This window comes from Caulobacter sp. GW821-FHT09B11 (assembly GCF_059418205.1).
In genome coordinates this window covers 1-13,520 of record NZ_JBWKPK010000042.1, presented here as the reverse complement: position 1 = coordinate 13,520, position 13,520 = coordinate 1, and the positions used below count along the sequence as shown (strand labels likewise).

The window sequence follows — 13,520 nt, the reverse complement described above, 5'->3', positions numbered from 1 at the left end:
ATAGACCATGCCGGCCAAATCCATGACCCTAGGACCGCTTCAATTCGCGAAAAAAGGCGACGCTCATGCCCATTTGAAAAACATGCTGAACCGCTACGACATCGGAGACAAGGTTGGCGTGACCGACCAGGCTGTTCTATTGGCCGCCCTGCAAAAACATCCGGAGGCAGCCGCGAAGATCGGCCCCGGCATCACACATTTTAGCGTCCGAAGCGCTGACTTCGGGACCAAATGTTTTTGGGTCAACCGGGTCGACGGAACCACGGAGAAGTTCTCTTACCAGGCGTGCATCTACGGGCAGCCTCAATCCGGTTCCGCCTGACGAGCTAACTACTGGCCTCCATCGTTCTTATCCCAAGGTGCCGTAAGGTTTACTGCTACAATGTGTAGCGTAGCTGCCGACCACGGCGGCTACCTACGCGGGCCTGAGAGCGGATGCTGCCAACTACCGCTGTGAGTCACGAGCGGACCTCGACCATCCACCACAGGTCGCTTCGAAAAGCCGGTGCCGTAGCCGAATGCAGACGCAACGTCGGCGGGCAGTCCCCCTCAGCCCTCGCCCAACTCCCCCGCCAGCGCCAGCTTCACCGGGGCCCAGCCAAGGCGGTGGATCGGCGAGGGGCCGAGTTTGCGGAGGCCTTCGAGGTGGATCGGGGCGTGGTAGCCCTTGTGGCCGGCGAAGCCGTAGCCGGGATAGAGGCCGTCGGCCTCGATCATGATCCGGTCGCGGGCCTCCTTGGCCAGGATCGAGGCCGCGGCGATCGAGCATGACAGGGCATCGCCCTTGACTACGGTCTTGACCTCGCAAGGCAGGACGAAGCGGTAGTTGCCGTCCACCAGGGCGAAGGCCGGCTTGACCCCAAGCCCCTCGACGGCGCGCTTCATGGCGAGACCCGCCGCGTGCAGGATGTTGAGCTCCGCGATCTCCTCGACCGACGCCATGCCCACGCACCAGGCGATCGCCATCGCCTTGATCTCGACCTCGAGGGCCATGCGGGCCTTGGCGGAGAGTTTCTTGGAGTCGTTGAGGCCCGCAGGGATCCGGGCCGGATCGAGGATCACGGCGGCGGCGCTGACCGGGCCGGCCCACGGTCCGCGGCCGGCCTCGTCCACCCCGCAGACCGGTCCCGGCCCGCAGGCGGCTTCCAGCATCATGTCGGGACCGCTCGGCATGGGCCGGTGTTTAGGCGCGTTCGGCAGGGAAGGGAACCGGGGCGAAGGAAAGGGGGCGAAGGGAACGAGGGCGAACCGCAGCACCATCCCGCTTCCCGCGACGTCGCCCCGGCGGGCCTCATCGGCGTCGTACTTGGGCGCGCCGACATCCGGCCAGGGCGCGCCGCGTCCCCTTCCGCGCCACGATCCGATTGTCAGGCCTCGGCTTTTTCTCTATCGCGACCCATTCTCATTCGCTGGAGACCCGCCGTGCCGACCTTCGCCGCCCGCCCTGCGCCTCGCCCGATGAAGGCCTCGACGCTGCGGGCCTGGTCGTGGGCGCACAAGTGGTCGAGCCTGGTCTCGACCCTGTTCCTGCTGATGCTGTGCGTCACCGGCCTGCCGCTCGTGTTCACCCACGAGATCGAGGAGGTCGCCATGCGCCAGGCCTGGACGCCGGCGCATCCGAACGGGCCGAAGCTCGACCTCGACCAGGTGCTGGCCGCGGCCCTGGCCCGCAAGCCGGGCGAGGTTCCCGCCTTCATGAGCTTCGACGAGGACCGGCCGGTGGTGAACGTCACCAGCGTCGTCCCGGGCAAGTCGGGCTACAGCTTCCAGCCGATCGACCAGACCAGCGGCGATCCGGCCCCGTCGGTGGCCGGCCATCCGGTGATGGAGTTCCTGCTCCAGCTGCACACCGACATGTTCCTGGGCCTGCCGGGCATGCTGTTCCTGGGGGCGATGGGGCTGCTGCTGGTGGTCGCGCTGGTGTCGGGCGTGGTGCTGTACGCGCCGTTCATGCGCCGGCTGCCGTTCGGCACGGTGCGCGCCCACAAGGCCGCGCGGACCCGCTGGCTCGACTATCACAACCTGCTGGGCGCGGTGACCCTGGCCTGGGTGCTGGTCGTGGGCGTCACCGGCGTCGTCAACACCCTGGCCACGCCGATCATCGCCTATTGGAAGGACACGGCGCTCAAGAAGCTGACCACCGCCTATGATGCGCCCGCGCCGATCACGGCGCGCAGCTCGCTGAACGCGGCGGTCGAGCGGGCCAGGCTGGCCCTGCCGGGCAAGCAGCTGCAGTTCGTGGCCTTCCCCGGCTCGACCTATTCGACCCAGCACCACTACGCGGTGTTCTTCCACGGCGACACGCCGCTGACCGCCCACCTGACCACCCCGGCCCTGATCGACGCCCGCACCGGCAAGCTGGCCGCCGTGGCCCCGACGCCGTGGTACGTCGCGGCCCTGTCGCTGTCGCAGCCGCTGCACTTTGGCGACTACGGCGGGCCGCCGCTGAAGATCCTGTGGGCGCTGCTCGACCTGGCGACCATCGTGATCCTGGGTTCGGGCCTCTATCTGTGGCTGGTCAAGCGGGGGACGCTAAGATGAGCCGGAGCCATCTTTCGCTCTGGCAGGTGTTCCGCATCCCGCTGGCGGTGGCGGCGCTCAGCCTGCTTGGCCTGGTCGTCGCCCTGCTGGGCGACGGCGCCTGGGACTGGATCGGGGCGGCGGCCCTGGGGGCGTCGGTCGCTGTCACGGCCTGGACGCTGGTCGCGCGGCGGCGATAGCGGAGGGGAGAAAACCTCGCATCGAGACCGCGACGCTTTGGGCCATGCGATAGGGAGGAAGGCGATGATCGTACGGCTGACGGCAAGCTTGGCGGCCCTCGTACTGACGGCCGCCGCGCCGTCGGCGCCGCCGTACACGGTCGCGCCGGGGCTCTTCGCACAGGGCCGGCCCGACCTTGGCCTGATGCCGGCGCCGGGCGCGCAAACCTTCACCGTCTTCGCGCCGACCGAAGGCACAGACAAGTTCAGCAACGGCGTGGCGCTGATCGCCTTCAAGGGCCGCCTCTACGCCCAGTGGCAGAGCTCGGCCCGCGACGAGGATTCCGCCGACACCTGGGTCGCCTACAGCGTCAGCGACGACGGCGAGCGGTGGAGCGCGCCCCGGGTGCTGGCGCCGGCCGGGACCGGCGGACTGATGCGCTCGAGCGGCGGCTGGCAGACCGACGGGGAAACACTGGTCGCCTACGCCAATGTCTGGCCCGAGGGCTTCCAGTCCGGAGCGGGCGGCTACGCCGAATATCGCACCAGCCGCGACGGGCGGACCTGGAGCGCGCCGCGCCGGGTCATGGGCGCCGATGGCCTCCCCGTGGAGGGGGTGATCGAGCAGGACCCGCACCTTATCGACGGCCGGGTGATGACCGCCTTCCACCTGCGGCCGGGGATGATCGCCAAGCCGTTCTTCACCGACGATCCGCTGGGCGTTTCGGGCTGGACCCAGGGGAAGATGGAAAGCCTGCCGCGCGACGCTTCAGGCGCCGCCGCCCCGCACGAAAAGCGCCTCAGCCGCGAGATCGAGCCCAGCCTGTTCCGCCGCGCCGACGGCTGCGCGGTGATGGTGTTCCGCGACGAGGACCTCAGCTTCCGCCAGCTGGCCGCGCAAAGCTGCGACCGAGGCCAGACCTGGACCACGCCAGCCCTGACCGACATGCCCGACGCTCGCGCCAAGCAGAGCGCCGGCAACCTGCCGGACGGAACCGCCTACCTCGTCAACGCCCCCAACACCGACCGACCGCGCCTGCCCCTGGCGGTGACGCTGAGCCCCGACGGCCGCCTGTTCGACCGCAGCTGGCGCCTGCGCGGCCAGGCCGACCTGCAGCCGCTGCGGTTCGAGGGAAAGTACAAGCGGCCGGGCTATCACTATCCCAAGAGCGTGGTCTGGAACGGCCGGCTCTATGTCGGCTACGCGGCCAACAAGGAGGACGTGCAGGTGACGCGGGTTCCGGTGGCGGGGCTGGCGAAGCGGTAAATCCTCCCCCTTTGGGGGAGGTGGCCCGGAGGGCCGGAGGGGGCCGGCACGGCGGCTAAAACCCCGCCCCCCCCCCCCCCCCCCCCCCCCCCCGGCACGGCGGCTAAACCCCCTCAGTCGCTCCGCGACAGCTCCCCCAAAGGGGGAGCATCTGAGCGGCTACCCCTCTCCGCCCCACAGACCAGCTCCACCGTCGCCTGGATCGTGGCTTCCAGCTGCTCGCGGGTTTCGCCGGCGCGGGCGCGGACCGAGAGGGCGTTGAGCATGCCGCCGGCCACGCGGGCCAGCACCGCCGGGTCGGCGCCGGGGGGCAGTTCGCCGGCGGCTTCGGCGCGGGCTACCAGGCGCTCGAAGCCCCGGTCCAGCTCGTGCAGGCCGGCCGCCACCTTGTCGCGGACGGCCGGGTCGACCACCGCCTGTCCCAGGCCCGCGCTGACCATGAAACAGCCGCGCCCGCCATCTTCGCCCGACAGATAGATGTCCAGCGCCGCGCGATAGACCCGCTCCAGCGCCTGGCGCAGCGTGCCGCCGGCCGTGAAGGCCCGGACCATCGCCCCGCGCGAGGCGTCCATGTAGGCGTCGATGGCGGCGGAGAAGAGCGCCTGCTTGTCGCCGAACGCCCCGTACAGGCTGGGGCGGTTCATGCCGGTGGCGGCGCTCAGGTCGTCCAGCGAAGCGCCGGCGTAGCCCTGGGTCCAGAAGGTCTCGGTGGCCTTGGCCAGGGCGACCTGGGGGTCGTAGGCGCGCGGGCGGCCTCGGCGCTTGGCGGGTTGTTCCGACATCTCGACTCTCTCCAGGCCGGCGCTGCTTTTTGTACTGCTTCGCAGCTTATTCCTTGACCTCGGTTATTTTTATGCGAAACAGTATGAAAATGCAAACGGAGGCGGCGATGGACCTGTATTTCTCTCCGATGGCCTGTTCGATGGCGACGCGGATCGCCGCCTACGAGGCGGGCGCGCCGATCGACTTCATCCAGGTCGACACCAAGGCCCGCCCCAAGCGGACGCAGGACGGCGCGCCGTTCCTGGCGATCAACCCGATGGGCCAGGCGCCGGTGCTGCGCACGGACGACGGCGAGCTGATCTATGAGAACGCGGTGATCCTGCAGCATGTGGCCGACCTGTTTCCGGCCGCCGGCCTGATCGCCCCCGACGGTCCCGAGCGTCGCCGCGCCCAGAGCTGGCTGAGCTTCGTCGGCGCCGAGCTGCACGCCCGGACCTTCGGCGTCCTGCTGGCGGCCGGCGCCCCGGAGGACGCCAAGGCCCTGGCCCGCGCGTCGGCGGCCGAACGCTTCGCGGTGCTGGAGGCGCACCTGGCCGGACGCGCGTTCCTGCAGGACCGCTTCGGCGTCGCCGACGCCTATCTCTTCGTGATGCTGGTCTGGGCCCGCTACCTGGCGATGGACTTCGCGCCCTATCCCGCCCTTTCCGCCTATCGCGACCGCCTGCAGGCCCGCCCCTCGGTGGCGCGGGCGCTGGGCGAGGAATTCACGCTCTTCAAGGCCGCCGCCTAGGCGCGGCGCCGCCTGGCAACCAGTAAGCGTACCTCCCCAACCTCCTCCCCGGAGCTTTCCCCCATGCGTAGCTTTCTCTTCGCCGTCGCGGCCCTGGTCGCGACGGGCGGCCCCGCCATGGCCGAACCCCAGGCCACCAAGTCCCAGGCCCAGAACGCCTGGCTGACCCTCAGCGCCCCCTCGCCCCGCGACTACATCGTGTTCGACGGCGCGGCCTGGCGCTGCGAGGGCCAGGCCTGCCGCTCGATCCAGGTCAAGTCGCTGCCGCCCCTGCGCAGCTGCCGGCGTCTGGCGCGCGAACTGGGAACCGTGACGGGCTTCGGCTATCGCGGCGTTGTGCTGTCCGACGCCCAGCTGGCCGACTGCAACCCGGTGCGCTTCGCCAGGACGCCGAGCCCGGCCGAGGTCGCGGTGGCGCGGTAGGCGGGGACGAAGGCTAGATCTTCATTGGACCTGCGACTGGGTCGTCATCCCGGAAGCCTCGAAGAGGCTGTCCGGGACCCAGGGGTCCAGCGCAATGCGGCGGCCCCTGGGTCCCGGCTCTGCGGTCCGCTGCGCGGCCCTTCGGCCGGGATGACGGCGTAATTGCCTACCCCGCCTTCCCGCCCAGCGCCTCTCCGCCCAAGGCCCTGCACTCGTCATGCCGGAAGCACGTCACGAAGTGGTCGTTGACCATTCCGACGGCCTGCATGAAGGCGTAGACGATCACCGGGCCGCAGAACTTGAAGCCCTTGGCCTTCAGGGCCTTGGCCATCTCGACGGCCAGGGGCGTCTGGGCCGGGACGTCGCCCATGCCGGTGAAACTGTTCTGGATCGGCGCGCCGCCGACGATGCCCCACAGGAACTGCGAGAAGTCCTCGCCCCGGTCGCGCATGTCGAGATAGATCCGCGCGCCGTTGATGGCCGCGTCGATCTTGGCGTTGGAGCGGATGATGCCGGCGTCGGCCATCAGCCTTGCGCGATCCTCGGCCCCGAAGCGGGCGACGATCTCGGGGTCGAAATCGGCGAAGGCGGCGCGGAAGGCGTCGCGCTTCTTGAGGATGGTGATCCACGACAGCCCGGCCTGGAAGCCGTCGAGCACCAGCTTCTCCCACAGGGCGCGGCTGTCGTACTCGGGCACGCCCCACTCGGTGTCGTGATAGGCCTCGTACAGCGGGTCGCCGTTCATGCCCCGCCAGGTGCAGCGATGGATCTCAGTCATGTGGCGACGCTAGCAGAACCGCGTGCGGAAACCAGAACTTTTGAAGAACACGCGGGTACTCCACCCCGCCCCAAATACTCGTCATCCCGGCCGCAGCGCAGCGGAGAGCCGGGACCCAGGAGACTGGGCGCGGCGCTGGGGTTCTCGACCTCTTCGCAATCGCCGACACGCAGTGCGCCGGCCCCTGGGTCCCGGATAAGCCCTGCGGGCTTTCCGGGATGACGACGGGTTGGGCTACTTCAGGAACGCCTCGACCTCGGCCTGGAAGCGGGCCGGCTGGTCGATCATCACGAAGTGGGCGGCCTCGTCGATGCGGACGATCTTGACCCCCTTCAGCGTCGCATAGGCCGCGCCGTACCAGCCGGCGAAGGCCTCGGCGGGCGCGAAGCTGGCCTTGTTCCAGGCCCAGACCACGGTGGTCGGGGCGGTGATGTTCGGCAGTTCGGGCGCGAGGTCGGTGGTCAGCAGTTCCTCCATCGCGCGGCCCACCACCTCGCGGTCGCTGGCCAGGGAGTCGTCGACCACCGCCTGGCGGGCGCTTTGCGTCAGCACCATGGTCACGGCGGTCTGGGTCTGGCGGGCCAGGTACTGGTCCGGCGGCGCGGTCTCGATCCGCTGGCGGAAGTCGGCCGCGCCCTTGGCCACGGCTTCGCGCGAGGCGCCCGGTCCGAAATAGGCCATGGCCAGGTTGGGGAACATGTCGACCACCATCAGCTGGCCGACGAGGCCCGGATGCCGGGCCGCCAGCATCAGCCCGATCGTGCCGCCCAGCGAATGGCCGATGACGGCCGGCGCCGTCAGCCCCTTGGCCTGGATGTAGCCGGCCAAGCCCTCGGCGACGCCGGCCGCGACCGCTCCCTCGGCGTTGGCCCCGGCCGGATCGCCGGCGAAGCCCGCCACCTGCACCAGGTGGACGCGGTAGCGATCCTCCAGCGCCTTGGCCGTCGGCTCCCAGACCGCCCGCGACGAGGCCAGGCCCGGGATCAGGATCACGTCCGGCCCCTTGCCCCGCACCACCACCGAGAAGCGGTCGATGTCGGCCGCCAGGGCGGGTCCGGCGGCGAGCGCGGCCAGAGGAACGGCCAGCAGGGTGCCCGCGCCCAGAAGTTCACGACGGTTCATGGCCTTGCCCCCAGGCGGCGACGTTCACCCGAAGACTTGAGCCCGGATCCCCCTCGCGGCAATCGTCCACGCGATGAATAATCAGTAATCAATTCATGGTGGAGTTCGACGGCGCACCTGACGACGAGGACGGCCTGGATGACCAGCCGAGGCGAGACGTTCGGACGGCGAGGACCCGCTCCCCGCTCCGACGAGCCGGCCCGGCGGTCCTGGCCCGCCTGGCCGCGCTTCCTGCTGGCCATGATCCCGGCCTATCTGCTGCAGCAGATCCCGCTGGTGGACCTGGTCCTGCTGTTCGCCCTGTCGCCGCTGTGGATCGGCCTGCTGTTCAACGGCGCCCTGATCGCCATGGTGGTCGACGTCTGGCGCCGGGCCGCGCCCCGCTGGATGCTGGCCGTTCCGGTGCTGGTCTATGGCGGCAACCTGGTGTGGTGCGTCGCGGGCTATCTGGACTATCGCGCCCTGGACGAGCGGCTGCGGCGCGAGAACGCCGCCCAGCACCTGCCCTTCGATCCGGCCCAGGCCTCGATCCTGGCCCCCGGTCAACTGGCCCAGAGCCTGGTCGAGCGCTACGCCCTGCCGGTCGTCTACCGCTATCCCGATGTCTACCGGAGCGGCCAGCCGGCCTCGCTGCGGGTGCTGCCCCGCGCCACCTGCGAGACCATCCCCAAGTCTCCCGACCTGCGGATGACGGCGCAGCGGATGATGGTCGGCCGGGCGCTGGTGTCCAACGCCTGCGTGCTGAGCCTGCCCGGCGAGCCGCAGGGGCCGGTGGTGCGGGTGGCTGCCGGCGAAGGCCCCGGGGATCTGGAGCCGGGACTGCGCCGGCTGACCCTGACGGCGCCGGACGGCCGCGCCGTCGCCCTGGCCTATGGGATCGCCGCCGTCCCCTCGCCGGTCCCGTTCCCGCTGGTGGGCTGCTTCACCTGGACCCGCCACGAATGCACCGCCGGGTTCTATCACCTGAAGCCGGTGGTCGGCGGCGGGGTTGGGGGCTTTCCGGGCATGATCGCCGAGGCCCTTCGCTTGGCTGAGCGCCCGATCCACACGACCAAGACCGGCCGCAAGCTGATCCTGTCGCTCGACGAGGCCCAGACCCGCGCCCTGGCGGCGGGATCGGCGCCGGCCGTGGCCCAGGCCCGCGCCTTCGGACGCCAGGCCGTGGACCGGAACCTGGCCCGCTTCTCGCGCCTGATGGCCGGCGAGGACTTGGCCCAGGACGAGGACTTCAGCCGCTGGATCGTGGTCAGCAACGCCGACCAGGTCGACGCCGAGGCCCTGCTGGCGGCGATCGGGCGGGCCCATGGCGATCGCTCCCGCTCCAGCGCCCAGCAGACCTTCGCCGACGTCGCCGCCGCCCTGCCGGCCGAGGCCTTCGCCCGCATCGGTCCGCGCCTGGCGCCGCTGGTCGGCGAGGACGAGGCGCTGGAGGGACTTACCGTCCGCCTGGGCGATCTGGGCGCGCCGGCCGCCCTGCCGCTGGCGAAAAGGATCGAAGCCGTCCGCTCCGTGCCGGGCCGCACCGACGCCCTGCTGGGCCTGTGCCGGGCGGGCGCGGCGGCGGCGAGCGTCGCCGACCGGGTCGCGGCCATTCCCCGCGGCGACGCCCGCGCCGACGTGATCGAGGCTTCCGTGCTGGCGCTGCTGCGGATGGGACGGCGCGACCTTGCCGAACCGCTCGCCGCCCTGCCCGCCAGCAACGGCTTCAACGGCGCCGCCCAACGCGGCTACCGCCAGGAGATCGACCGCATCCTCGCCGAGGTGGAGCCGAACTCGCCGCGCTCGGTCTGCAAGCTGGATGGCGAGACCCGCCTGCCGCGCGTGCCCTGGCTGGAAGGGGCCGGCTAGGCCGTCGGGACCGCCACCGGCGTCGGCGGGACCCAGTCGGGACGCTCGACCCGCACCGGGCGGCCGTCGACCGTCAGGTCCGCGCCCTCGATGCGGTCGAGGCGCAGCAGGGCCATGGCCCGGCCGTCGCCGCCGCTCAGCACCTCGCCCGCGCGAAGCTCGCCCGCCAGCACCTCGGCGCCGAAGGCCGGGGCCGGGCCGTCGAAGGCGATCGGCAGCATGCGGTTCTTGATCGTGCCCCGCCGCTTCATGCGGCTGGTGGTCTCCTGGCCGACGAAGCAGCCCTTCTTGAAGTCGATGCCCGAGAGCAGGTCGAAGTCGGCCTCGATCGGATAGGCCTTGTCGCTGAGCCAGTCGGCCGGGCCGGGCACGCCCAGGGCCAGGCGATGGGCGTCATAGTCGGCCTCGGTCGCGTCGGGCTCGGCCGTCGGGCCGTAGACCCGCGCGCCCAGGGCCGTCAGGCGCGGGTCGGCGTAGAGGCCTTCGCCCGAAACCGGCGCGCCGTCCGGCGCGAACACGGCCGCGACCGCCAGGTCGGAAGCCCCGATCTCGACCTTGGCCCGCAGGCGGTACATCGACAGCCGCGTGACGATGGCGTCGCGGTGCTCGGCGGCGACATCGAGGAGCGCCCCGTCCGGCAGGCCGGCCACGAACAGGTCGTAGAGCAGCCGGCCCTGCGGGGTCAGCAACCCTGCGAAACGCAGCTCGCCGGGCGCGAGCGTCTCGACGTCCTGGGTCAGCAGGCCTTGCAGGAAGCTGCGCCAGTCGGGGCCGGCGACGGCGATGACGGCGCGGGAGGTCAGGCGGGCGGTGCGCGGGCTGGTCATGCCCGCACATGTGGCGCCGGAGCGACGCTCGCGCCAGTCTTCAGCGCGAGGAAAGCTTAAGCGGGATAACGGGATGCGTTGACAGGCGGTTCACCCTATAGATGGACCGATGACACAGCGGGCCTTCCCGATTCTCTTCATCACCGCCACGCGTATCGGCGACGCCGTGCTGTCGTCCGGCCTGATCAGAATGCTGGCCGACGAGATCCCCAACGCCCGCTTCACCATCGTCGCCGGCCCGCTGGCCGCCCCGCTGTTCGCCCACGTTCCCGGCCTCGACCGGGTGATCGTCATGGAGAAGGGCAAGGGCAAGGGTCACTGGTTCAAGCTGTGGAACCAGGTGCGCCACAGGAAGTGGGGCCTGGTGGTCGATCTGCGCGGCAGCGCCACCGCCCTCTTCCTGCGCCGCGAGAAGCGGGCGATCTGGAAGAAGACCCCCGGCGAGATCGCCCACAAGGTGATCGAGACCGCCCGCGTGCTGAAGATCGAAGACGCCCCGCCGGCCCCGCACCTCTACATCACCCCGGAAGTCCAGGCCCTGGCCGACCAGATGCTGGCCCCGCGCGGAAACGAGCAGGCCGGCCCGATCCTGGCCATGGGCCCGGCCGCCAACTGGATCGGCAAGGTCTGGCCGATCGAGCGCTTCACCCAGACGGCCGCCCAGCTGCTCGGCCCCGGCGGTCGGCTGGAGGGCGGACGCCTGCTGATCCTCGGCGGTCCGGAAGACGGCCGCATGGTCGAGGAGCTGCGCATGGCCTCGGCGCGCGGCCGCTGCATCGACCTGACCGGCAAGGTTGATTTGCTGACCGCCTATGCCTGCCTCAAGCGCGCCGACCTCTTCATCGGCAACGACAGCGGCCTGATGCACATCGCCGCCGCGGCCGGCACGCCCACCGTCGGCCTGTTCGGCCCCTCCGACGAGCGCCGCTACGGCCCCTGGGGCCCGCTGACCCGCGCCGTGCGCGGCCCGCGCGACTTCGAACAGTTCAAGGCCGTCGACCCCGACCTCTCGCAGGCCATCCGCCATATGAGCGACCTGCCGGTGGCCAAGGTGGTCCGCGCGGCGCTGGAGCTGCTGGACGAGGTGCGCGCCAAAGCCGTCGTCGAGGCGCCGCCCGTGGTGGAAGAACCGGTCGCCGAGACGCCGGTCGAAGCCGCCGCGCCGGAAGCGGCTCCGGAAGCCGCCGCCGAAACCCCGGCCATCGCCGAAGAGCCGGCCGAAGCCGAACCCAAGCTCAAGGTCTCCCCCCGCCGCCGCAAACGCACGGGCGGCGAAGCCAGCCCGCCGGTTTAGAATTACCCTCTCTCTTTGAGAGAGGGAGGGGCCCATGGCGAAGCCATGGGAGGGTGAGAGGTAACAAACTCACCGAAATGGGCGCGGTCCTCGGGCCCATGCTTTGATCCCGCAGTTCGAGAGGGCGTCTCCTGCCGACGGTGATCTCCGTGAGCGTTGAAGCGCCTCGGAACGCATCGGATAAGCCGGCCGACGGTGTAACCTCTCACCCTCCCACCGCCTTCGGCGTCGGGCCCCTCCCTCTCTCTATGAGAGAGGGGTTTAGTTTGGTGTTGCCACCCGCTCGCAGCAGACCTAGACCGCCCCAAACCCCTTCAGGAGCGCGCCCATGTCCCAGACCTTCGACCTGATCGTCCGTGGGGGCGAGGTGGTGAACCATGCCGGGCGCGGGATCACCGACGTCGGCGTGCGGGGCGGCAAGATCGTCGCCATCGGCGACCTCAGCCAAGCCAGCGCCGGCGAGGTGTTCGACGCCACGGGCCTGACCGTTCTGCCGGGCGTGATCGACAGCCAGGTGCACTTCCGCGAGCCGGGCCTGGAGTGGAAGGAAGACCTCGAAAGCGGCTCGCGCGGCGCGGCCCTCGGCGGCGTGGTCGCCGTGTTCGAGATGCCCAACACCGAGCCGACCACCACCGATCCGGACGCCCTGGCCGACAAGCTGGCCCGCGCCAAAAACCGGATGCACACCGACCACGCCTTCTATGTCGGCGGCACCCACGAGAACGCCAATTTCCTGGGCGAGCTGGAACGGCTGCCCGGCTGCTGCGGCATCAAGGTGTTCATGGGCGCCTCGACCGGCAGCCTGCTGGTGCAGGACGACGAGGGCGTCGAGAACGTGCTGCGGCACGTGAACCGCCGCGCGGCCTTCCACTCGGAGGACGAATACCGCCTGGCCGATCGCCGCCACCTGGCCCGCCCCGGCGACTGGACCAGCCACCCCGAGGTGCGCGACGCCCAAGCTGCGCTTCAATCGACCCACCGCCTGGTGCGCATCGCCAAGAACCTGGGCAAGCGCATCCACGTGCTGCACGTCACCACCAAGGAAGAGATCGACTTCCTGGCCCAGAACAAGGACGTCGCCAGCGTCGAGGTCACGCCCCAGCACCTGACCCTGGTGGCCCCGGAAGCCTATGAGCGGCTGAAGGGCTTTGCCCAGATGAACCCGCCGATCCGCGACGCCTATCACGTGGCCGGCGTCTGGCGCGGCATCGAGGCCGGCATCGCCGACGTGCTGGGCAGCGACCACGCCCCCCACACCCGCGAGGAGAAGGCCCGTCCCTATCCGGCCTCGCCGTCGGGCATGCCGGGCGTCCAGACCCTGGTGCCCGTGATGCTGACCCACGTGGTGGACGGCAAGCTCTCCCTCGAGCGCTTCGTCGACCTGACCAGCCACGGCGTGAACCGCGTGTTCGGCCTGGCCGACAAGGGCCGCCTGGCCGAAGGCTTCGACGCCGACTTCACCATCGTCGACATGAAGGCCCGCAAGACCATCACCCACGAGCAGATGGCCAACCGCGCCGGCTGGACCCCGTTCGACGGCTTCGAAGCCAAGGCCTGGCCGGTGGCCACCATCGTCCGCGGCGTCGTGGTCATGCGCGACGACGAGATCATCGCCGAGGGCCGCGGCGAGCCGGTGCGGTTCCTGGAAACGCTGGCGAAGTAAGGATTCCCAGCTCCTCCCTCGCGAAGCGGGGGAGGTGGCACGCTGCGGATACGCAGCGTGACGGAGGGGGCGAGTGACGGAGCGCC

The 13,520-nt window shown here is 70.5% G+C and carries 15 protein-coding genes; 10 read left to right on the top strand and 5 right to left on the bottom strand.

The features are described from left to right. Positions 1-7 precede the first annotated feature (7 nt). Complete coding sequence (locus AC07N1_RS22940) at positions 8-322, top strand: DCL family protein (RefSeq protein WP_494673889.1); 315 nt, start codon at positions 8-10, stop codon at positions 320-322. Positions 323-549: 227 nt separating this feature from the next. Here AC07N1_RS22940 and rnhB read toward each other — a convergent pair whose 3' ends face one another. Beyond that, complete coding sequence (gene rnhB / locus AC07N1_RS22935; RefSeq protein WP_494673888.1) at positions 550-1,173, bottom strand: ribonuclease HII; 624 nt, start codon at positions 1,171-1,173, stop codon at positions 550-552. A 285-nt stretch (positions 1,174-1,458) separates the two neighbouring features. On the opposite strand from rnhB, the gene AC07N1_RS22930 reads away from it, so the two are divergent. From AC07N1_RS22930 to AC07N1_RS22920, 3 genes are all read left to right on the top strand, one after another. Further along, positions 1,459-2,541 (top strand): PepSY-associated TM helix domain-containing protein, encoded by a 1,083-nt coding sequence (locus AC07N1_RS22930; RefSeq protein ID WP_494673908.1) that lies wholly within the window; start codon positions 1,459-1,461, stop codon positions 2,539-2,541. After that, a complete protein-coding gene (locus AC07N1_RS22925; RefSeq protein WP_494673887.1) occupies positions 2,538-2,720 on the top strand; it encodes a hypothetical protein in 183 nt (60 codons plus the stop codon). The genes AC07N1_RS22930 and AC07N1_RS22925 overlap by 4 nt, the downstream gene beginning before the upstream one ends. A 64-nt stretch (positions 2,721-2,784) precedes the next feature. Further along, positions 2,785-3,966 carry a sialidase family protein gene (locus AC07N1_RS22920; protein WP_494673886.1) on the top strand — a complete coding sequence of 394 codons (1,182 nt, stop codon included), beginning with the start codon at positions 2,785-2,787 and terminating at the stop codon, positions 3,964-3,966. A 113-nt stretch (positions 3,967-4,079) separates the two neighbouring features. On the opposite strand, the gene AC07N1_RS22915 is transcribed toward AC07N1_RS22920, so the two are convergent. Then, positions 4,080-4,748 (bottom strand): TetR/AcrR family transcriptional regulator, encoded by a 669-nt coding sequence (locus AC07N1_RS22915; protein ID WP_494673885.1) that lies wholly within the window; start codon positions 4,746-4,748, stop codon positions 4,080-4,082. Positions 4,749-4,831: 83 nt separating this feature from the next. Between AC07N1_RS22915 and AC07N1_RS22910 the strand changes: the two genes are divergently transcribed. Both AC07N1_RS22910 and AC07N1_RS22905 read left to right on the top strand, forming a co-directional pair. After that, a complete protein-coding gene (locus tag AC07N1_RS22910) occupies positions 4,832-5,479 on the top strand; it encodes a glutathione S-transferase C-terminal domain-containing protein (RefSeq protein ID WP_494673884.1) in 648 nt (215 codons plus the stop codon). A gap of 63 nt (positions 5,480-5,542) precedes the next feature. Then, complete coding sequence (locus AC07N1_RS22905) at positions 5,543-5,902, top strand: DUF8200 family protein (protein ID WP_494673883.1); 360 nt, start codon at positions 5,543-5,545, stop codon at positions 5,900-5,902. Positions 5,903-6,068: 166 nt separating this feature from the next. On the opposite strand, the gene AC07N1_RS22900 is transcribed toward AC07N1_RS22905, so the two are convergent. Then, entirely contained in the window at positions 6,069-6,680 is a 612-nt protein-coding gene (locus AC07N1_RS22900; RefSeq protein WP_494673882.1) for a DNA-3-methyladenine glycosylase I, read from the bottom strand. A 40-nt stretch (positions 6,681-6,720) separates the two neighbouring features. Between AC07N1_RS22900 and AC07N1_RS22895 the strand changes: the two genes are divergently transcribed. Beyond that, positions 6,721-6,879 carry a hypothetical protein gene (locus AC07N1_RS22895; RefSeq protein ID WP_494673907.1) on the top strand — a complete coding sequence of 53 codons (159 nt, stop codon included), beginning with the start codon at positions 6,721-6,723 and terminating at the stop codon, positions 6,877-6,879. A gap of 35 nt (positions 6,880-6,914) precedes the next feature. Here AC07N1_RS22895 and AC07N1_RS22890 read toward each other — a convergent pair whose 3' ends face one another. Next, positions 6,915-7,802 carry an alpha/beta fold hydrolase gene (locus tag AC07N1_RS22890; RefSeq protein ID WP_494673881.1) on the bottom strand — a complete coding sequence of 296 codons (888 nt, stop codon included), beginning with the start codon at positions 7,800-7,802 and terminating at the stop codon, positions 6,915-6,917. A gap of 138 nt (positions 7,803-7,940) precedes the next feature. Here AC07N1_RS22890 and AC07N1_RS22885 point away from each other — a divergent pair, with 138 nt between their 5' ends. Then, positions 7,941-9,650 carry a hypothetical protein gene (locus tag AC07N1_RS22885; RefSeq protein ID WP_494673880.1) on the top strand — a complete coding sequence of 570 codons (1,710 nt, stop codon included), beginning with the start codon at positions 7,941-7,943 and terminating at the stop codon, positions 9,648-9,650. On the opposite strand, the gene ygfZ is transcribed toward AC07N1_RS22885, so the two are convergent. Then, positions 9,647-10,477, bottom strand: a complete 831-nt coding sequence (ygfZ, locus tag AC07N1_RS22880; protein ID WP_494673879.1) for a CAF17-like 4Fe-4S cluster assembly/insertion protein YgfZ — start codon at positions 10,475-10,477, stop codon at positions 9,647-9,649. The two genes, AC07N1_RS22885 and ygfZ, sit on opposite strands and share 4 nt — an antisense overlap. Before the next feature lie 109 nt (positions 10,478-10,586). Between ygfZ and AC07N1_RS22875 the strand changes: the two genes are divergently transcribed. Beyond that, positions 10,587-11,771, top strand: coding sequence for a glycosyltransferase family 9 protein (locus tag AC07N1_RS22875; protein WP_494673878.1), 1,185 nt, complete (start codon positions 10,587-10,589; stop codon positions 11,769-11,771). Between the two features lie 328 nt (positions 11,772-12,099). Continuing rightward, positions 12,100-13,434, top strand: a complete 1,335-nt coding sequence (locus AC07N1_RS22870; protein WP_494673877.1) for a dihydroorotase — start codon at positions 12,100-12,102, stop codon at positions 13,432-13,434. The last annotated feature ends 86 nt before the right edge of the window (positions 13,435-13,520 follow it).